This is a genomic window from Litchfieldia alkalitelluris (assembly GCF_002153425.1).
Taxonomy (GTDB): domain Bacteria; phylum Bacillota; class Bacilli; order Bacillales; family Salisediminibacteriaceae; genus Evansella; species Evansella alkalicola.
Window position 1 is genome coordinate 3337108 of sequence record NZ_KZ119600.1, and the last position, 20754, is coordinate 3357861.

General features: G+C 36.6%; 23 protein-coding genes. 6 read left to right on the forward strand and 17 right to left on the reverse strand.

The annotated features are described in order from the left end of the window. Positions 1–24 precede the first annotated feature (24 nt). Positions 25–213: a YtzJ family protein gene (locus BW724_RS16120; protein WP_088076202.1), complete on the forward strand. Its 189-nt coding sequence runs from the start codon at positions 25–27 to the stop codon at positions 211–213. 219 nt (positions 214–432) lie between these two features. On the opposite strand, the gene BW724_RS16125 is transcribed toward BW724_RS16120, so the two are convergent. Next, entirely contained in the window at positions 433–1374 is a 942-nt protein-coding gene (locus BW724_RS16125; RefSeq protein ID WP_088076203.1) for a DHH family phosphoesterase, read from the reverse strand. A gap of 113 nt (positions 1375–1487) precedes the next feature. Between BW724_RS16125 and BW724_RS16130 the strand changes: the two genes are divergently transcribed. Then, positions 1488–1802 carry a YtpI family protein gene (locus tag BW724_RS16130; RefSeq protein ID WP_088076204.1) on the forward strand — a complete coding sequence of 105 codons (315 nt, stop codon included), beginning with the start codon at positions 1488–1490 and terminating at the stop codon, positions 1800–1802. A gap of 154 nt (positions 1803–1956) precedes the next feature. On the opposite strand, the gene BW724_RS16135 is transcribed toward BW724_RS16130, so the two are convergent. Continuing rightward, positions 1957–3264: a CBS domain-containing protein gene (locus BW724_RS16135; RefSeq protein WP_088076205.1), complete on the reverse strand. Its 1308-nt coding sequence runs from the start codon at positions 3262–3264 to the stop codon at positions 1957–1959. 340 nt (positions 3265–3604) lie between these two features. Beyond that, positions 3605–4288: a metal-dependent hydrolase gene (locus tag BW724_RS16140; protein ID WP_088076206.1), complete on the reverse strand. Its 684-nt coding sequence runs from the start codon at positions 4286–4288 to the stop codon at positions 3605–3607. A 142-nt stretch (positions 4289–4430) separates the two neighbouring features. Here BW724_RS16140 and BW724_RS16145 point away from each other — a divergent pair, with 142 nt between their 5' ends. Continuing rightward, complete coding sequence (locus BW724_RS16145) at positions 4431–5531, forward strand: M24 family metallopeptidase (protein ID WP_088076207.1); 1101 nt, start codon at positions 4431–4433, stop codon at positions 5529–5531. 70 nt (positions 5532–5601) lie between these two features. On the opposite strand, the gene BW724_RS16150 is transcribed toward BW724_RS16145, so the two are convergent. Then, a complete protein-coding gene (locus tag BW724_RS16150; RefSeq protein WP_088076208.1) occupies positions 5602–5982 on the reverse strand; it encodes a hypothetical protein in 381 nt (126 codons plus the stop codon). A 52-nt stretch (positions 5983–6034) separates the two neighbouring features. Beyond that, entirely contained in the window at positions 6035–6790 is a 756-nt protein-coding gene (locus tag BW724_RS16155; RefSeq protein ID WP_088076209.1) for an SDR family oxidoreductase, read from the reverse strand. Positions 6791–6987: 197 nt separating this feature from the next. Here BW724_RS16155 and BW724_RS16160 point away from each other — a divergent pair, with 197 nt between their 5' ends. Beyond that, a complete protein-coding gene (locus tag BW724_RS16160; protein WP_088076210.1) occupies positions 6988–7428 on the forward strand; it encodes a universal stress protein in 441 nt (146 codons plus the stop codon). Positions 7429–7449: 21 nt separating this feature from the next. Beyond that, positions 7450–7761, forward strand: a complete 312-nt coding sequence (locus tag BW724_RS16165; RefSeq protein ID WP_088076211.1) for a hypothetical protein — start codon at positions 7450–7452, stop codon at positions 7759–7761. Between the two features lie 119 nt (positions 7762–7880). On the opposite strand, the gene BW724_RS16170 is transcribed toward BW724_RS16165, so the two are convergent. The 8 genes from BW724_RS16170 to sppA form a co-directional block, all read right to left on the reverse strand. Beyond that, a complete protein-coding gene (locus tag BW724_RS16170; RefSeq protein ID WP_088076212.1) occupies positions 7881–8819 on the reverse strand; it encodes an EcsC family protein in 939 nt (312 codons plus the stop codon). Between the two features lie 258 nt (positions 8820–9077). Next, a complete protein-coding gene (locus BW724_RS16175) occupies positions 9078–10265 on the reverse strand; it encodes an acetate kinase (protein WP_088076213.1) in 1188 nt (395 codons plus the stop codon). 285 nt (positions 10266–10550) lie between these two features. Beyond that, positions 10551–11558 (reverse strand): class I SAM-dependent methyltransferase, encoded by a 1008-nt coding sequence (locus tag BW724_RS16180; RefSeq protein ID WP_088076214.1) that lies wholly within the window; start codon positions 11556–11558, stop codon positions 10551–10553. A 175-nt stretch (positions 11559–11733) separates the two neighbouring features. After that, positions 11734–12231, reverse strand: coding sequence for a thiol peroxidase (tpx, locus tag BW724_RS16185; RefSeq protein WP_088076215.1), 498 nt, complete (start codon positions 12229–12231; stop codon positions 11734–11736). A 213-nt stretch (positions 12232–12444) separates the two neighbouring features. Then, positions 12445–12912, reverse strand: a complete 468-nt coding sequence (gene ytfJ, locus BW724_RS16190) for a GerW family sporulation protein (protein ID WP_088076216.1) — start codon at positions 12910–12912, stop codon at positions 12445–12447. Then, the gene (locus tag BW724_RS16195; RefSeq protein ID WP_088076217.1) at positions 12905–13573 is read right to left on the reverse strand and encodes a DUF2953 domain-containing protein; all 669 of its coding nucleotides are present in this window, start codon (positions 13571–13573) and stop codon (positions 12905–12907) included. The genes ytfJ and BW724_RS16195 overlap by 8 nt, the downstream gene beginning before the upstream one ends. A 115-nt stretch (positions 13574–13688) precedes the next feature. Further along, positions 13689–14195 carry an RDD family protein gene (locus tag BW724_RS16200; RefSeq protein WP_235848992.1) on the reverse strand — a complete coding sequence of 169 codons (507 nt, stop codon included), beginning with the start codon at positions 14193–14195 and terminating at the stop codon, positions 13689–13691. Positions 14196–14206: 11 nt separating this feature from the next. Continuing rightward, entirely contained in the window at positions 14207–15205 is a 999-nt protein-coding gene (gene sppA / locus BW724_RS16205) for a signal peptide peptidase SppA (protein ID WP_088076218.1), read from the reverse strand. Between the two features lie 29 nt (positions 15206–15234). On the opposite strand from sppA, the gene BW724_RS16210 reads away from it, so the two are divergent. Next, on the forward strand, positions 15235–16128 hold the full coding sequence (locus BW724_RS16210) for an NAD kinase (protein WP_328588721.1): 894 nt from the start codon (positions 15235–15237) through the stop codon (positions 16126–16128). A 175-nt stretch (positions 16129–16303) separates the two neighbouring features. On the opposite strand, the gene BW724_RS16215 is transcribed toward BW724_RS16210, so the two are convergent. From BW724_RS16215 to BW724_RS16230, 4 genes are all read right to left on the reverse strand, one after another. Further along, positions 16304–17890, reverse strand: a complete 1587-nt coding sequence (locus BW724_RS16215) for an amidohydrolase (protein WP_088076219.1) — start codon at positions 17888–17890, stop codon at positions 16304–16306. A 159-nt stretch (positions 17891–18049) separates the two neighbouring features. Further along, the gene (locus BW724_RS16220) at positions 18050–18253 is read right to left on the reverse strand and encodes an alpha/beta-type small acid-soluble spore protein (RefSeq protein WP_088076220.1); all 204 of its coding nucleotides are present in this window, start codon (positions 18251–18253) and stop codon (positions 18050–18052) included. A gap of 139 nt (positions 18254–18392) precedes the next feature. Further along, positions 18393–19601: a tRNA uracil 4-sulfurtransferase ThiI gene (gene thiI / locus BW724_RS16225; RefSeq protein WP_088076221.1), complete on the reverse strand. Its 1209-nt coding sequence runs from the start codon at positions 19599–19601 to the stop codon at positions 18393–18395. After that, positions 19591–20742: a cysteine desulfurase family protein gene (locus BW724_RS16230; protein WP_088076222.1), complete on the reverse strand. Its 1152-nt coding sequence runs from the start codon at positions 20740–20742 to the stop codon at positions 19591–19593. Before BW724_RS16230 ends, thiI begins: the two co-directional genes overlap by 11 nt. Positions 20743–20754: the final 12 nt, after the last annotated feature.

Consider the following 20754-nt stretch of genomic DNA (forward strand, 5'->3'; position numbering starts at 1 on the left):
TTAAATAGTAAGGGGGGCAGCAAAATGAAAGTCATGAGTAGAACGAAATTGGCAAGAAAAAAAGTAAAAGATATTGAAGCTGGATTTTCTGCCTACGCAGAAACTGAAGAACTATCTTCACTCATTCGAAAAGAACTAAATACTCTAGGAATCGATGTAATTGAAGAAACGTCACACATAGGTTCATGGTTTATACCTGAAAATAGAGCGTAGTTAAACTTAAGTAGTTCCGTTTGTGAGGAGAAACCTAGTCTAAATAGATAGCTAATTAGACTAGGTATTTTTATTGATAAAAAAGGTTAAAAGAGTGAATCCACTCGGACAGGCGTCGATCTGGTATGAGATTTTGATTTTTCTATTTCTCATACCTGATCAGGCTTCGATCTGGTATGAGATTTTTGATCAGATAACCGACTTAATGTGAACAAATTCTTAGTTGTTATAATTTGCACATAATTGATCAAGCTCTACCAAAAATTCTTTCGTTTCATCCCAAGTAGTTACAGAGGCACCTGAAGCCATTGGATGACCTCCGCCATTATACTTTTCAGCTAATTTATGAATTTCAGGTCCCTTAGACCTTAGACGAACTCTAATAACGTCAGGCTCTTCTACGAAAAATACCCATGATTTAATACCTTTTAGTGTAGAGAAGGCATTCACAATTCCAGCTGCCTCTTTTGAATCAACATTAAATTTTTCAAGAATATCTTTTGTTAAGTATACAACTCCAGCCCCCGATTCTCTTATTTCCACTTCAGAAAGAACATAGCCTTTTAGACGCAGAAGGGGAAGAGATGTTTCATACATAGCATCATACAAATCAGTTGGATCGAAATTAGCATTGATCAACCTGGATGCATGGTAGAAAGTCTTTTTTGTAGTATTGGAAAACTTAAATCTGCCAGTATCTCCAACTATACCTGCATAAAGTAACCTCGACGCTTCATCAGAAAATTGAATAACGTCCCCTTCTTCACTAAATAAGTCACAAATCATTTCACAAGTAGAACTTGCATTCGTATCAACCCAAGCCATGTCACCGTATTCATCTACATTCGGGTGATGATCTATTTTGATAAGAAACGCCCCATTTTTATAACGGTCATCATCAATCCGCTCTGTATTTGCAGTGTCACAAACGATAATTAATGCTTGATGGAAGACGCTATCATCAATCGTATCCATCTCCTGTAAAAAAGCTAGTGACTCTTCTTGCTCTCCAGCTAAATATACTGTTTTATTAGGATAATTGGTCTTAATCAATTCCTTTAAGCCAGCTTGCGAACCAATCGCATCTGGATCTGGTCTCACATGCCTATGTATAATGATCGTATCGTGTTCACGTATCTTCTTAATAATTTCTAGTTTCATAATATTACCCCTCAATCGTATTATCTTGAACACAACACCATAGTTATGCTAAGTTACTTAAGAGACAAACTAAATTATTCAAGTTGAATTTCCCATAAAAGGAGCTAACAAAAATGATATTTGTGATACTCATTATTTTTTCCCTTATATTCTTTGTATATTACAAAGTACAACAGGCTCGCGTTGGTGGACCAATGGAAAGACGTTGGTATGCTGCTAAAGGTAGTATTGCCATTGGAATATTTTTTATTTCTTTTGGGATCAATTCTTATTTAAGTCTAGGATCACAAGTAGCGGCCTATGTAGCATTACTCTTTGTAGCATTCGGTTTAGTAAACATTATATTCGGTGGAAAAAATTACAAAAACAGCTTACCGTATGCTAGAAAAGAGATAGAATTAAGAGAAAGTGAAGCAAATAATAGCTAATAATTTAGCAAAACTTAAGTGTTTATGTATCGTCCAGTGTATAGTACTGTTTCTAAATAAAGAGAGAATGGTTACTAAGCCATTCTCTTTTTTAGTGCAAATCTAAATTAACTATTCTAAGAGATGGGAATTTAAGCTTGTCTCCCTCCTTCCATTATCGGTCAATAAGTTGTGCCATTAGCATAGCCTTACCAACAATTTGACCTTCATGGAAGAGCTCCACATCCACTTTACCAAATTTCCTACCAACCTCTAACACTCTTGGAAGCACCTTAATTTTACTTTCGATTTGAACAGGCTTTATAAAAAATAACGTGATATTTTCAACAACTAGGTCGCCTTTTTTATACTTTCTCAAAACGCGACTACCAGCTTCTGTAACAATTGTAGTAATTACCCCATATGAAATCGTCCCTAAATGATTCGTCATTTGTGGTGTTACTTCAAGCAAATAACAGTACTCTTGAGATGTTGAAATATCTTCAAAATGTCTCGTAACCAAATCTTCTATTGTATCACCAACATGCGGTTGGCGTTGGAGCATTTGTAATGCTTTTAAAACGTCCTGCCTACTAATAATACCTAGTAATCTTTTGCCACTATCTATTACTGGTAATAGCTCGATCCCTTCCCATACCATCATGTGAGCTGCTGAGGCAACAGATGTTTGAGCAGTTACGGCGATTGGCTGCTTCGTCATCACTTTTTCAAGCTCAATAAATTGACTGACACCCATTACATCCTTTGCTGTTACGACACCTTGCAGTTTCAAATCCTCATCAACGATTGGATAACGGCTATGTCCTGTCTTATTATTTAATTCGTGCCATTTTTCCACTGTATTGGAGTTTGTCATATAATTTGTACGCTCCAGTGGGATTAATATATCTTCCACCAACACAATTTCCTTTTTGATTAGTTGGTCATAAATAGCACGGTTAATCATAGTGGCAACGGTAAAGGTGTCATACGAAGTTGAGATGATTGGAAGCTCTAATTCATCTGCTAAATGCTTTACTTCTTCACTTGTGTCAAAGCCACCAGTAATTAATACAGCAGAACCTTCCTCTAATGCTAGTTTATGAACCTGTTCCCTATTACCAACTATCAATAGGTTACCAGCTTCCACATATCGCATCATTGCGTCAGCCTTCATTGCCCCGATAACAAACTTGTTCAAGGTTTTATATAAACCATTGCGTCCACCCAGAACTTGTCCATCAACAATGTTAATTACTTCCGCATAGGTTAACTGTTCAATATTATCCTTTTGCTTCTTCTCGATCCTAATGGTACCTACCCGCTCAATTGTACTTACTAAGCCTTGATTTTCAGCATCTTTAATGGCACGATAAGCGGTTCCTTCGCTCACACCGAGAGCTTTAGCTATCTGTCTCACTGAAATTTTATTTCCCACTTCTAATGACCGTATATGCTGTAGTATTTGCTCATGCTTCGTCATTGAGCGGCTCACTTCCTTTTTTAAAAATCTGTTTTATATATTCGTCAAAAACTGTACTACTACAATTATAATGGTGTAGGTGAAAGACATCAAGATCAAATTGTGTAAGAATAAATATATGTATATATGGGTAAAGAGATTGATTAGCCCTTAATACAATCTTTATAATTTATAGATTAATGAACATGAGGCTGGGACATCATTAAGTGTTTTAACTGGAAATACGAACATATTAATAAAGCTCAAGAAATGTTCGCGTTTCTCATATGTTAAAGACTTTTGTCCCAGCCTCTAATTCTTATCTATTTTTTTCCAACCATCAATAAAAATTCTCAAAAGCTTATAACTCTATTGACTCCCCTGCTTTCAAAACTATTCCTTTCCCTGGCTTAACAGCATTCGCAAAAAGTTCAGGATCCTGTTCAATTACTGGAAATGTATTATAATGCATAGGAACAACCTTTTTAGCCTTCACCCATTCAGCAGCAAGTAGCGCGTCCTCAGGTCCCATTGTGAAATTGTCTCCGATCGGTAAGAATGCAAGGTCAATATTATTTCTTTCTCCAATTAGCTTCATATCTGAAAAAAGAGCCGTATCTCCAGCATGATAGATAGTTTTTTCTTCTGCTGAAAACAAAATCCCTCCTGGCATACCAGTATAAACAATACGCTGATTCTCTTCTTCTGTATAAGAAGATCCGTGAAAAGCCTGAGTATATTTTACAGTGCCGAAATCAAAATGGTGTGCGCCACCAATGTGCATTGGGTGTACATTTACACCTTGCCACCCAAGGTATGTAGCCAATTCAAATGACGCTACTACTAGGGCATCATTTGCTTTTGCCAGTGACACAGTATCCCCTACATGATCATTATGTCCATGTGTCAACAAAATCACGTCAACCTTTACATTTTCAGCTACTAAGTCTGTTGATCCATTCCCACTAATAAATGGATCAATGATGATTCTAGTACCTTTCGTCTCTATGTTCACTACAGAATGGCCATGAAATGAAACCTTCACTTAATCATCTCCCTTTTATTATTTTTCCCACTACACATAAATACTAGATTCCCGGGTGGAACTCCTTTTATTCATTGAATTTTCATTAATTAATACAAATTTATGTTAAGATATTACCAGCACATCAAAGGGGAGGTAGACAATGCTACTAGAAAAACGTATGTCGAAACTGAAACAATGGATGAAGGATAGTGATATTGATATCATTATGTGTCAAACTAGGGCAAATGTTTTCTATTATAGCGGCTTTGATACTGATCCACACGAACGACTTGTCGCTATCTTTATTCCACAAAATGATCAGCCTTTCATGGTATGCCCTGGGATGGAAGTGAACCAAGTACAATCCATTTTCTCTACAGGTGAAATTATTGGCTATACAGATACTGAAAACCCTTGGGAGAAAATTAACAATGCATTAAGGTCTCGTAATTTATCACCTAATAAAATGGCCATCGAGAAACTCTTAAGCTGGGAGAGAGTAAAATACCTTACTCAAATTTGCCCTTTAACTGAACTTATTGAAGTAGATGAGGTAGTGTTAAACAGTAGACTGATTAAGAGTGATGATGAAATTAGAAATCTTCGTGAAGCGGCAAAACTCGCAGACTATGGTATTCAAGTTGGAATCGGAGCACTAAAGGAAGGTATCACAGAATTGGAAGTCTTGGCGACTATCGAATTCGAGTTAAAGAAAGCTGGAATTCGAGAGATGTCTTTTTCAACCATGGTCCTCTTTGGTGAAAAGGGTGGAGATCCTCACGGGAATCCTGGAGACAGAAAACTGAAAAAGGGAGATAGTGTTTTATTCGATTTAGGTGTTGTGTGGCAAGGGTATTGCAGTGACATCACTCGCACTGTATTTTTTGATCATGTAACAGATCATGATAAAAATATATATGAAGCAGTATTACAAGCTCAACAAGCCGCACTAAATGAATGTGAGCCTGGCAATCCAATATCAAACCTAGACAAAGCTGCTAGAGGTTTCTTTAAAGGAGTGGGCTTGGACGGTTACTTCCCACATAGAATAGGACACGGGTTAGGCATAGAGGTGCATGAGTTCCCATCTCTTAACGAGACAAATGATGAACCATTACAAGCTGGTATAACCCTTACGATTGAACCCGGTTTATACATACCAAATAAAGTAGGGGTTCGTATTGAAGACGATGTACTCATTACAGAAGATGGTTATGAGACATTAACGAAATTCCCAAAAGAATTAACAATCGTGCCATAAGATACCCAAACAAAAAAAACTTACGAAAGGAATACTATCCTACCTTTCGTAAGTTCTAGTTTCATTTATACTACTCTTTACTCCACAACCATGTTGTTAAAAATAAATTGCGGTCCCTTTGACGTACCTCCACTCGTTCAATATCACCTAAACCCTTTTCCCTCAACAAGGAAATTTCTTCGTCCACAATGGTATCTTTGGATAGATCCAATATAGCCAGTATTTCCTCAAATGATTCCTTTGCTTCTATTCCTCTATAAATTCTATTTTCTATTTCATATTCAAAGGAATCTGGGTTCTCATACTCCCATTCATAAATGATACCTTCAGCTTCAATCGTTATTTTAAATGTGGCATATTCATTCCATTCACTATATGCACCGTATGATTGAGAACCTAAGACAAGAAATAATATCAATAATGAAGCAGTTAATAATTTTCTATAAACCATTGTTATCACCTCAAGATCAGTTTGAGGCTTACAATATAGATTTATACCTAATCTAACGGTATTTATGAAGGACGTCTATTCCACCAGTTACTTCAATGACTGCTCCAGTAACCATATCTGCATGATCCGCAGTTAAAAAACTTACTGTCCTTGCGATATCTTCTCCAGTACCTGATCTACCTACAGGTGTTTTTTCCACATTTAAAGCACTTGCTTCTTCAATTGAAGCTTCTTTCATTTTTCCAACAATCTCTCCTGGACAAACAACATTTGCAGTTATACCATACTCAGCCTCTTCGATGGCTATTGTTTTGGTTAATGAAACCAGTCCTACCTTTGCTGCTGCAAAAGCCGAACGGTATAACCAACCGGGAGAATGGTCTGCCCCCTGAAAAGCATAGGAAACGATCCGACCAAATTTTTGTTTCCTCATTACAGGAATAGTTTCCTTTAATAAATAAAATGCGGAGTCAAGGTTCCCTCTAATCATCCGTTGCCATTCATCCTCGGAGTAGTCAAGGAGTTTCTTTCTTTCAAATATGTATGGCCCCGCATTCATAACAAGGACATCAATTCTTCCCCATTTTTCCACTGTTTCTTGTACAGCACGCATTAAGTCACTTTTAATTGTTACATCAGCCTTTATAAACTGAAGCTTACTAATGTATGATTTCCATTCATTTTTGATTTCGTCTAATCCATCATCGCTGCGATATGTAACAGTTACAGAAAAGCCATCGTTTAAAAGACGCTCCGTCACTTTTTTCCCCAAGCCCTTTGAACCAGCTGTAATCAATGCATGACGCATGAGCACAATCCCTCATTTCAAAAAAAAGTCCTATCTATCTATATTATACTGATTGCTCCTTCCATTTGTAAAAGTACACGCATTTATTAATATTTTGTCTATTTCGTTGCAATTGCTCATAATTTCTCAAACTGTTTGAATTTTTTGATATAATAAGATTAGGTAAGAAACAACTACCCTTAAGGAGGGTGATAAAAATGTCTGTTCACTATAAGACGATTTTAGTTGCTGTAGATGGTTCTGATGAAGCAAGAAGAGCTTTAAAAAGGGCAATTATGCTCGCAACTGAACATGGTGCCAAGTTGCTCATTGTGCATGTTGTAGATACACGGACCTTCCCGTCGGTTGAGCACTATGACCGCATGATTTTTACAGAAGCGGAGAAATATGCAGAAGAGTTGCTAACAGAGTATAAAGAGCAGGCAATTGATGAAGGTGTTACTGATGTTACGATGATTATTGATTATGGCTCTCCTAAAGTAAAAATTATTAAAGATGTTGCAAAAACACATGTTGTAGACTTAATAGTTACTGGTGCTACAGGGTTAAATGCCGTAGAAAGGTTTTTAATTGGAAGTGTTTCAGAATATATTGCAAGACATGCTCGATGTGACGTATTAATAGTAAGAAAAGACTAAAGAAAGGAGGTAAATAGAGTCATGCATTTTACCTTTGATGAAAGATTAGGGATACCTGTTCCTTTTTTCGAAAACGATTGGGAGGACCTACAACCTGATACGCAATTTGCGATTATGGAAAAATGGGAGAACATTCGCGGGGATATCCCCGACAGAATTAAGGAACTAGAATCAGACATCAACAGGCTTCAGTATCAATTATATAACGAAGATCATTTTGATAAGAGTTGTGAATTGAATGCTGAGATTGCAGAATTAGCATCAGCGATTAATGATTTATGGATATGGTATCGATCTGGGGAAGAAGTTGAAGTGAAAAAAATCCATCATTAAAAGAAAAGCGTAAGCGCCTATGAGCACGAGCGTAGGGCAGTGGAGGAATGACAGTAGAAGTCGCGCATTTTAGAATAAGTGGAATCATGTATCTCATCATACATGATCCCACTTTTTGTTTACTTATTAACCATTAAAAGTTCCGATGGGTGTTTTTCCATCAGAAAACGTTTTTGATAAAACATATGTGAGCTTTCAGCTATATGACGGGCAAATTGATAGTTAAGCCCGGCACCTGTAGCAATACTGATTATTGGTATCCCTTGGATTAGTTTTTTCCTCAAAAAATTTAACATGATGAGCTTAAATATATGATTAAGTGGCCTCTGCATCCATGCTTTACTCGTTACTTCTTCATCCCCCTCATAGAATAACCACTCTTCCTCTTCATTTGATCTAATTTCGTTAATCAGTTGATTCCATGCATTTTCTTGTAAAGCTTTCGGCAACGAGATTGCATGAAAAACTTTCAATACCATCATCATTTCATAGGGCCTTCTTAAATCGTAACCATATATCATAGACATTAGTTGTACAGTTCTTAAGTTAATGGTCAACATAAATGGCAAATCACTTAATGTAAATGCAAGACCCCCAACACCCGTTAAACCTCCTTGGGCTAAAGCAGTCAACCTTTGTTTAGCGAGTTCTTTTTTTGCAATGAATCGTAATTGATCAATAGTTAATTTTTGCATATCTTCCGTAGAATAAATGTCCGAACGAAATATTCTAGCTTGGGAAAAAATGTTGTCCTTTGCCTGCTGATCAAAGCGACCTTGTTGAACAAATGCTTGAAGGTGAAACAATATATTATCCAACTTCGTCAACAAATTCTTAGCTGTTGTACCTTGAATTTTTTTTAAGCGTGAATTCACCCATTTTTGATAAGTAAGGGAAAAATCTGTACCTTTCTCTGAAAAGTGTCTACTCTCCCACATTTCAATTTCATTCCATACTTGCATATCCCTATGAGACAATGACATGGTTAAGCTCCCTTCCCATATGGTATCTATTCTATATATATTTTCATTATTATAATTCATCACATATTTGATCATTTTAAAAAGCTCTTTTCTAACAGATTGTTGTTTAATACATAATTATTTAGCTTGGCTACGCTACTGGTGGTCGCTTTCCGCGGGTAATGCCTCAGCCTCCTCGGGAAAAACCACCCTGCGGGGTCTTCGACTATTGCTTTTCCCGCTGGAGTCGCCACCTTTCGCTTCTCCAAGCTTTTTTATAAAAAGCAACAAAGTTTACGAAAAGAGCCTTTTAAAAAGAGGATATCCCATTGGGACATCCTCTTCAGGAAAAAGTTATTGAGTTAACCTAACTGTATCTCTAGCAATCATTACTTCTTCATTTGTTGGAATAACAATCACTTTTACTGGTGAATGAGGGTAGTTTAAGAACGCTTCCTCACCATGAACCTTATTTAGGGAAGGATCCCAGTAAATTCCCATAAACTCAAGCCCTTCCATTACTTTAGCACGAATAGTTTCACTGTTTTCCCCAATACCTGCTGTAAATATAACTGCATCTAACCCGTGCATGCGAGCTGCATAAGAACCGATGTATTTGTGGATTCTTGAAGTAAATACTTCAAGGGCTAATTTAGCACGTTCATTACCTTCATTTGCAGATATTTCAATATCACGAAGGTCACTAGAAAAACCTGATAATGCAAGCATACCACTTTTCTTATTTAAAACGTTTATTACTTCTTCAGCAGATAAATCTGCTTTTTCCATAATATAAGGAATTAAAGCAGGGTCAATATTACCTGATCGTGTACCCATAGTTACACCAGCAAGTGGTGTAAAGCCCATGGATGTATCAATGGATTTCCCACCTTCAATCGCAGCTATACTAGCTCCATTACCTAAATGACAGGAAATAAGACGCAAATGCTCAAGTGGACGTCCTAAAATCTCTGCTGCACGTTGAGAAACATATTTGTGAGAAGTACCATGGAAACCATACTTCCTAATTCCGTATTCCTCATAATACTCATAAGGTAAGCTGTATAGGTAAGAACCTTTTGGCATAGTCTGATGAAAAGCTGTATCAAAAACTGCAACTGAAGGTACGTTTGGTAACACCTCTAGAAACGCTCGAATTCCGACAAGGTTTGCAGGGTTGTGTAAAGGTGCTAATTCAGATACCTCTTCAATACCTTCAATAACTTGATCGTTTAATAATACTGAATCATTAAACTTCTCCCCACCATGAACAACACGATGGCCGATCCCGTCAATTTCGCTAAGGGAACTAATGATATTGTATGCCGTTAATTTGTCTAATAAGATCTTTACAGCTTTTGCATGGTCTTCTATATCTGTAACTTCTTTCTTTTTCTCTCCATCAACCTCGATTGTGAATATTGCATCATTTAATCCAATTCTTTCAACAAGCCCTTTAGTTAATATAGTCTCACTTGGCATGTCTAACAACTGGAATTTCAATGACGAACTACCAGCATTGATCGCCATAATTTTTGTCATACTAAAACCGCTCCTTCTACTACTTATTAAAACAATGTTGAAAAAGATGCTACTCTTTTCTCCCATAAGTTCCTTGTTTTTAACCATAGATAATTAAACCACGGCACTTTAAGAATTGCAACATCTGTTTCATGTATTTGAAAACTACAGTTATAGTACAGTCGACAAAATTCTTCCAATACTACAAAATAACCTTGTCAGTTATTATGTTCCCCTGTTTCTATACAGATATCGATGAAGTAGAAAACTAGTATTTTCCCAAAAATGAAATTTTTGTGAACTAAATTAGGAGCCCTTTAGTTGCTCATCAAACCAAGAAGATATTCGCTGTACCATATCTCCTAGAGCACCCTCATTTGAAAAAGATGGTAATTCAACTAATAACGCTTGTTTTGGACTTTTGATCCCTTCCTTCTTTTTTCTAAGGACAAGAATACTTTTTCCCCACTTTTCATTTTTAAACATGGTCTTTGGTAATTGCATGAGGGAATAGATGATTCCTTCACTCTTAATAAACTCATGAAGCTTTTTTGCTTCTTCTGTTTCAAATAGAAAATTAGGCACTATAAAGAATAAAAAACCTCCTGGCTTAATATGTTTTAAAGATTTTTCTATTAATAAGTGATGGACATATGAATGACCTTCATCAGCTGCGAGCTTAAAGTTAACGGCCATGTCATCGTTTGGATAAAAACCTACCGGCAAATCACTTATAATCACATCCATGTTATCTACAAATGGAGCGGATACGCTATCTTGATGGAACAGGTCAACAGAATGTTCCTGTAAATTAGAATTGACGTAAGATAGTCTTAATAATGTTTCGTCTGCTTCTCCACCAATCCCATTAGATTTAGCACCGATTTGATTCATCACTGCTGTTAACAAATTTCCTGAACCTACCGCTGGATCAAAAATTACCGCTGGTTTGTCCTTTAATTGCTCATATCCTAATATCTTTTTAACCAAGTAGCCTATAAATAAGCTTACAGCATCTGGTGTCATGGCGTGGTGTGGTTGAGTAGCTTCTTTCATCCCTTTTAAAACTGCAAGTTGTATAGCCCTTCGATATTCTTCCTTTGATATATTTGACATTGTATTAATATCGTCAATTAAAGGAACTACTTTCTTCTCTAATTCTGGATTTAGTGATTTCGTTATACTTCCTTGAAATATCATTTCCCCTATTTCAGCTAACGCTTCTAAATATGTAACATCTTCTTCTTTTTCTAATAGTTCTGCTCCAGTGTCTAACACCGAAAAGACTTTTTCTGTATGTGTTAACTCTTGCATATCAATACCTCTCCTCATTCTCGAGCAAATTTTCTCCTAATTATCTATTTTATCAAAGATCATGGTTTATAAACATAATTTATGTTTTTACGCTAAAAAAGTTCTAGAGCCAAATGTAAGGAGTGTTTAAAAAATGAAAAAGATGTCCCGAAAAGGACATCTTCACATTGTTAGATTACTTTGCAGCTTTTGCGGCTTCTAAAGCAGCTTCATAATTCGGGTGATTCGTTACTTCTGGAACATACTCAACATATGTAACAGTATCACTGCTATCTACTACAAATACCCCACGAGCTAGTAAACGAAGTTCTTCAATTGCAATACCATAGTTTTTACCAAACGACAGGTCACGATGGTCAGATAATACACTTACTTTATCTACCCCTGCAGCTGCACACCAACGTTTTTGTGCGAAAGGAAGGTCCACGCTAATGGTTAAGATTTCTACACCATCCAATTTTGAAGCTTCTTCATTAAATCGACGTGTCTGTTCGTCACAAACTCCAGTATCTACTGAAGGAACAACACTAATAATGCGTACTTTACCTTTTGAATCAGCTAACGTAACTTCCGACAGATCATTTGCCAAAACAGTAAAGTCAGGAGCTTTGTCTCCAACATTCACTTGATTCCCTAGTATTGTAACTGGGTTACCTTTAAATGTAATAGCCATGTGTGAATCTCCTCCTAAAATTTAATCTCATATACATACATAAAATACCACATCTTGTACTGTTATACCCAACAAAACGCTCTAAATCTTCTAATTATTAAATTAATGGACATATTGATAATTAATATTATATTATTTTATTTTATGTTTCCAAGAAAAAGAAACGCCCAGTAGAGTACCGGACGTTTTTGCAATAATGTCACTTTTTAGCTATCAAATATCAGGGTCTACATTTACATTAACGTTTGGTGTTGGTGGCTGTTGGTTTTGTTGGTTATTTTTTTGCTGTGATGTTGTTTGTAACATTTGCTGAATTTTATCAACTACTTGCGGTGTGAATTCTAGCAGTTTTTCATAAAGGTGTGTATTTTGATCTAAGTGAACCATATTGACACCTTGACTACTTACTACAAGGAATGCGATTGGTGTAATGGATACACCACCACCACTACCTCCACCAAAAGGATGCTTTTTCTCTGATTCATTGTTGGTTGTTCTCGTGTGTTCTAGCACAAATTCACTACCACCGGCAGCAAAACCAAAACCTACCTTAGATATGGGTAAAATGACACTTCCATCTGGAGTCTCTACAGGATCTCCAACGATGGTATTCACATCCACCATTTCTTTGAGGTTTTCCATTGCTGTTTTCATTAGTCCTTGAATAGGATGTTCAGACATTCATATCCCTCCCTGCATCAGTGTTTACTTTGAACAAGGTTCTGCCTTTTTTCCAGTGCCGTAGAACCTTTATTCCTGCAAGGATAGCATGTCCTATTCTGAAGGAAACCATGCATTTAAATGACGTTTTAACCATTAATTGTTGAAATTCAGGCTCTATATAAATTTTTGGCTCTGCTTTCACTTGCATATAATGAGACATAATGCCAATCGTATTTCCTTTAATCGCCCATAAGAGTCCTGAGGCTGACCCAGTAATGGCAGCATCTCCAGCTCCAATAAGCGTTTTCCAGTGAAACTCATTCACACTTACCTTACTCATAAATTTTCGAACAATGGTATGTAATCCAATTACATGTTTTACAAATCTCTCGAAATGTTTCATGTCGTCTAAAAACCTATGTAGGGTATATTTTTCGGAAATTTCCTTTGTTCCCAATGCACTTTCTCTTTTTTCCTTATATACCACAGAAGGACTTTCATCATCTACTGCTAAAACTGGTATGGTTATTTTATATTTAATTAAGTTAAAAAATGTCTTAAATTGGAGGATTAATTCATCATCTTTCCCGTCATGTACATAAGAAATAAAAACTTTAATCTTTAAGAAGATTATTGGTAAAAGTAAAGGTAAAATCAACAAAAGTAATAAATATTTCATCTAAGCCCTCCTTCCCAATTTTATAAATAAAAAAACCTGCTGGTATATTATCCAACAGGTTCCACATTTCTATAACAAATTCTAAAAAATATTCTAGAAAATATTTACTAATTTATCATTGACTTTTCACTTCTCGTGGTTCAAGTACAACATACGTATCTGCAAAATAGTCATGTAACCCCTTTTTCTTGTGGTGAAAAGCTACTAGTAAATAAATTAAATTTGTAAACACAAGGGATTGATGGATATACCTCCCAAACAATTCCCTCATAATAACATCTGCCCATGAAAGTGTTTCATTTTTCTCAGAAAGGACCCGTATCCCAAGTATACGCTTACCTAGTGTCTGCCCAAAATACTTAGTGAGGAATATAAAATAACTAAAGCTAACGAAAGCTCCTAAAATTCCTCCTATAGTATATATGCCAAGAGTTAAATCAGAAATATTTGTAAAAGCATAAATTGGTGTCAAAATGATCCCACTAATACTTGAAACGATAATGAGGTCAATAATATAAGCCCATAACCTTATCCAAAATCCAGCTGGATAAAACGTTCCATTATCCTTTCTTTCCCACAAACCTACTGTATCAGCTTCCATGATTTCATGCTCTTCTGTCATTTTTTCTCACCTCAGTTCGTATACAAATATAAAAGCTGTGGTCCATGATTTTGTCTCATTAGTTCTTTTATGTCATATAATGCTGCATCGTTTTTAAACACTCGGTCTGCTGCAAATGAAAACAGCGATGGAAAGCCCATATTAGCCTTATACTCTATCACATCAAGATCTCCCCGTCCTATATCTTCTTTTAAAACATCAATAACATCTTGAAGATGGCCTGTCCCATCAATTAACCCTGATTCTAATGCTTGATTGCCGTTATAGATTCTTCCATCTGCCAATTCATACACTTCGTTTCTCGTTAACTCTCTTCCAGCCTCTATAACATCTACAAATTGCTCGTAGGAGTCATCAATTAATTCCTGCAATATTTCCCTTTCGTCATCTGTCATTTCACGAGTAGATGACATGATATCTTTATAAGGCCCACTTTTTATCACTTCTGAATGTATGCCTAATTCATTTGCTAACTCACTAAAGTTAATTGATTCCATAATAACTCCAATAGAGCCAGTCAGAGTTTGTGGATTTGCGTATATTTTGTCTGCGGGGGCTGCAATGTAATATCCTCCACTGGCGGCCATACTCCCCATGGATATGTATACATTTTTACGATACGTTTCTCTTATGTCTACTATTTTGTCATGGATCTCATGGCTCTCCACCACTCCACCCCCTGGTGTATTAACACGAATGATTATTCCATGAACATCCCCGTCCTCTGCAGCTGCATCTAGTTGCCCTAGGAAATTTTCATGGTTATAGCCACCTGCTTGAAGTAAACTCGGAGCATCTCCTCCACTAGTAATTACACCGTTCAAGTGGATGACTGCAATTTTTCCCCTCCCATTTCCCCTCTCAATGACGTTTTCTTCGAATGCTTGGTCAGGAAGACTGAATAATTCGTCCAAGCTTGTTGAAAATATGGAAGAAAACAATGTTACTGCACTTGATGTTAAAAACAATGCTGCTGCTACTAAAACCGCTAGCCAACGTTTTGTGCTCATGTTTCTAGTACCTCCTTGGTTATTTTGTTATGATTACATTATACCTTTTCATTGCAGGAAATTGTAAAAACATAGAGAATATTGTACATAGCATCCTAAAGATAATAGAGAAAGGACGTATTCGTATGACAGACAGAAAAAAAGTTTATCTATACTATAATGATACGAAAGAATTAGCTCCTAAAATTGACGACTTAAGAAAGCTTGGACGCAAATATGAATTCGAACTAGTTACAAGTTTTGCAGATGCTGATATTATTGCTAGCATCGGAGGAGATGGAACATTTCTTCAAGCCATTCGAAAGTCTGGATTCAGGGAAGACTGCCTTTATGTTGGAATCAATGCTGGGCGTCTAGGCTTTTATACAGACTTTACTCTTGATGACCTTGAACGTATTGAACTGGCCATGCAAACTGGTATAGTAGAAGTTCACCGTTATCCTACACTTGATGTTTCAGTTGACGGCATTCAACACTTTCAATGTGTTAATGAATGTTCGATTAGATCTAACATCATAAAGACGTTTGCTATTGATGTTTTCATTGATGACATGCATTTCGAAACCTTCCGTGGAGATGGGATGGTTGTATCCACTCCAACAGGAAGTACGGCATACAATAAGTCACTTCGTGGTGCTATCGTTGATCCAAGGATTAAGGGTATGCAACTGACTGAAATTGCTTCTCTAAATAGTAATGAATATCGTACTTTAGGCTCACCGTTATTGATGAGCGGTGATCGTAATTTAACCTTAAAAATAATTCAAGACGGGAATGATCACCCAATCATTGGTGCTGATAATGAAGCATTAAGCATTCGTCATTGTCATGAAGTACAAGTGAAGGTATCTGATAAAGAAATTAAAACACTTAAACTGAAGGATAATTCCTTCTTCCATAAAGTGAAACGAAGCTTTTTATAAACGATAAACGGAATATAAGGCACAGATGCTAAGTGAAGTCACTGAAAAAGTAAAAATTTTGTTTTTTATTGTATCAATATTCAACACTCCCAATATACTTTTTCAGTGGCCTCTTCAAAGCATCTAGGAGGGCCTCATACATTTATGTTCTAGCCTCTTCTTTTCACTTTTTCTCCTAATCCTTATTCCTTTCATACATAACGGTATTGTCTACAACGGTTTTTTCTACCTTCACATTTAGCCATTCATCTGGAGCTAATTCAAATAGATCTTCACTCAACACTGTAAAATCTGCAGTATACCCAGCTTTAATCAATCCATACTTATTTTCGTTAGAAATTGCTTCAGCACTTCCAAGGGTAAATAATTTTATTGCTTCAAATAATGTTAGTTTCTCGTCTGAATTATAGCCTGGGTGTCCAACATTTTCTGGCTTACGGCGTGTAACTGCTGCATGTATACCTAAAATTGGATCAATCGGCTCGATTGGTGCATCGGAACCACCAGAACACATAAGTCCAGCATTTAATAAACGCTTCCAGGCAAATGAATAAGGAAGCCGTTCCTCTCCAAGTCTTTCTTCCACCCAAGGGAAATCAGAAGCCACAAAACGTGGCTGAATATCCAATACAACAGAGAGCTTTTTTAACCTATCTATTAAATCTTCTCTTGTTACTTGAAGGTGAATAAGACGATCCCTTTTCCCGCTTGGGACAGGGTGTTCCTCAATTGCCTGAATGGCATATTCTAATGCTAAATCCCCAATGACGTGAATAGCTACTGGCATATTGAATTTCCTAGCTTTTTGTACTATTTGTGACAACTGCTCAGGACTATAGATTGCTAAGCCATTTGTGGAAGGAGCATCCGTATATGGTTTACTTAAAAGAGCAGTTCTTCCTCCAAGGGCACCATCTGCAAATATTTTAATCGATCCCTTTTCAACATAATCATGCTCTATTTGGTCTTGCATGATATATTCTGCCACTTCATGATGTACAAGTAAATTCGCACGAAATTTTCTGCTTTCTCCATCAATCACTTCGTAAAACGTATGAAGCGTTCCAATTGGATCACGGTAGTAGTTCAAATCCTCTGTATGAGCTCCAACGAAACCATGCTGATATAAATCATCTAGTGATGTTACAAGTGCTCTTTTTATATACTTTCTGTCAATCTTGGGCAGTATTCCTTTAACTAGATCCTGTGCCTTGTCTAATAAATATCCTGTTGGAACCCCCTTTTCTTTTACAATAACGCCACCTGGTGGATTCAAGGTTGATTCATCTATCCCTGCAAGTCGTAATCCTTCACTATTTGTCACAAGAGCATGCCTACACACCCTTGTGAGCACAATAGGTTGTTCACTTAATATCTCATCTAGGAAAAACTTGTCCGGTATCATTTCATTAAATAAATTTTCATTAAATCCTTCACCAATTAACCATTCTCCTTGTCCTAGTTTCCTGTTATGTTGAATTAGTGTTTCTCGTAAGTCGACAAGACTGCTTATATCTGATAGATCAAGACGCAAAAGCTTTTCTCCATGGCCAATCATGTGTAAATGACTATCTACAAACCCAGGATAGAGCACTGCCCCATTCAGATTCACTTCATTTGAAATTACTTTACTATATTTCGAAGTAAGTAACTCCTTACTTCCTACATCTATAATGATACCACTCTCTACAAAAACAGCTTCTTGTATATCATGTTCATTGACTAATGTTCTAACTTTACCGCCATACCATAATGTTCCCATACACTTCTCCTCTTCTTCTTTAAATACAATTAATTACAAGAGTACCATATTTTTTATTAAGTGAAAAACGAATGGAGTAAATAGCAATCTTGCTAACTAATCATACATAAAAAGGAGTATCTCGAATTGAGATACTCCTAAGCCATTCTTATTTTTTTATTATTGAGACTGACCACCAAATTGTTGCTCAGCCATTTGTACTAAACGCTTCGTAATTTCTCCACCTACAGAACCGTTAGCACGAGACGTAGCATCCGCTCCAAGTTGAACACCAAACTCTTGAGCGATTTCATATTTCATTTGATCCAACGCTTGTTGGACACCAGGGACTAATAATTGGTTAGAACTATTGTTGTTCGCCATGTTTTTCACCTCCCTTGTACACATAGATTGTGTACTTAGGGGGAAATTCATTCAAACCAATTTTTTCTAATACCTTACTCTCACAATAGACCTTCATGCAATTAATTTGCACCAAGGAAGATGAAATTCAAAATAATGATTAGAATAACTCCTTAAATTCTTCATCTACTTGCTTTTTACTTGAGATCATTACTGTCTCTATACCATCTACTGCTTCCTGAACATATTTTTCAATATCTAATTTTTCCTCAAACAGATTTGCTTTGTTTTTATTAGGCTTTGTTTTGGATTGTGGGGGTAGAAAAATTGTACAACAATCCTCAAAAGGTAGGATCGACAAATCGTAAGTGCCTATTTCCTTGGCAATATCTATTACCTCTAACTTATCCATTGTTACTAACGGACGTATGATCGGGAGATTCGTAACCTCATTTATAGTGTACATACTATCTAACGTTTGACTTGCTACTTGCCCAAGACTTTCTCCATTCACAATTGCCCTAGCATCAATGTTTTGTGCTGTCCTCTCAGCAATTCTTAGCATAAAGCGTCGTGTAACAGTCATTTCATAACTGTCGGGAACGTGTTGATGAATTGCTTGTTGTACTGCTGTAAATGGAACAATATGCAACTTAATATTACCACCGTACTGAGTCAAAACTCTCGCTAGGTCTTCCACCTTTTGCCTAGCTCGATCATTTGTAAATGGTGGACTATGAAAATGAATTGCCTCAAGCATCACACCACGTTTTAAGGCAAGATACCCTGCAACAGGACTGTCAATTCCACCTGAGAGCATTAAAAGAACTTTCCCGGCAGTACCAACAGGTAAACCACCTGCACCTTTTAAAGTTTTACACAGAATATATGCTGCCTCGTGTCTAATCTCCACCTTTACTTCTACATCAGGGTGATGAACATCCACCGTCATTTCCTTTGTGTTCCTCAGTATATGTGATCCAATGTGATAATTTAATTCTTGTGAACGACCTGGGAAATCTTTATTTGGTCGCTTCACAGTAACTTTAAAAGTTCCATTTTCAGCAGGAATTGCATCTTTTACAGCCCATAAAGCTGCTTCATCTATTTTCTCTTGATTAAGGTCAACTTTTAGAGCTGGGCTAAATGAGTGAATACCAAAAATGTTTTTTAAACGATTGGAGACTTCTCTTTCATCTGCGCCATTAAGCTCCACGAACATTCTTCCAAAAGTTCGCTGCACACGTACATTCTTAAAGTCCTTTAATAATGTCCTCACTGTTTCCAAGAGTTTTCTTTCAAATTCTTTTCTGTTCTTTCCTTTTAACGACAATTCTGCATATCGAATCAATATATGATTATACTTCACGATCTTCTACCACCTTTTTAATTGACCTTACAACTTTAGAGAAGACTTCTACAAATTCCTTTGCTTCATCTAATGTATTCCCATAGCTAAATGATAAACGAATACCACTCTCTGCACGTTCATCACTTAAGCCTATCCCCTTTAAAACATGACTTGGCTCTGCGTGCTTAGATGAACAAGCTGATTTCGTCGACACATAAATGTCTTTTTCCCCTAGGGCTTGTACTACTACTTCTGGTTTCAACCCTGGTATAGACATGTTTAAAATATGTGGCGCTCGATTTTTAGGGGAATTTATAAACACACCTTCGATTTCCCTGCACTCCGTTTCTAACCAACTGTTTATAGTCTCCAAATTCTGTACTGACTGTTTAAAATTATCTAGAGTTAAACGTAACGCTTTTACCATTGCAACTGATCCAGGTACATTTTCAGTGCCAGCTCGGAATTTCCCTTCTTGACTACCTCCAGAAAATAAAGGATTTAACAGTACACTATTTCTCCGGAACAAAATCCCCGTACCTTTAAGTCCATGGATCTTATGTGCTGAAATAGTACAAAGATCAATTTTTGACCTGTAAAAATCTAGTGGTACTTTTCCTATCCCTTGCACATGATCTACATGAAATAAACATTTTGGAAAATGTTCAAGTAACTGACCAATTTCTTCTATAGGCTGGATACTACCAATTTCATTATTTACGTGGTTAAGGCTGACCAAAATTGTGTCTTTAGTCATCGCTTGCTCCACTTGATTTATAGATACTTTCCCTTCACTATCGACTGGTAAATATGTTACATCGAAGCCTTCTTGTTCTAATTGCCGAAAGGCTTCAAGAGTTGACGCGTGCTCAACAGTACTCGTAATCAAGTGATTACCTCTGCCTTTGTTTTGCCTTGCTGCACCTTTAATTGCTAAATTGTTTCCTTCTGTTCCTCCAGAAGTAAAAACTATTTCTTTCGGGCTAACATTCAGTAATTCTGCAGACTTTTCCCTTGCTTGTGTTAAAATCCTTTCAGATATTTTACCTAAAGGATGCAATGAGGAAGGATTACCAAAGTATTCTGTTGCAACTTTAGTGTAAGTATCTAGCACCTCGTCATATGGCTTTGTTGTTGCACTATTATCAAAATATATCATATTGAATACTCC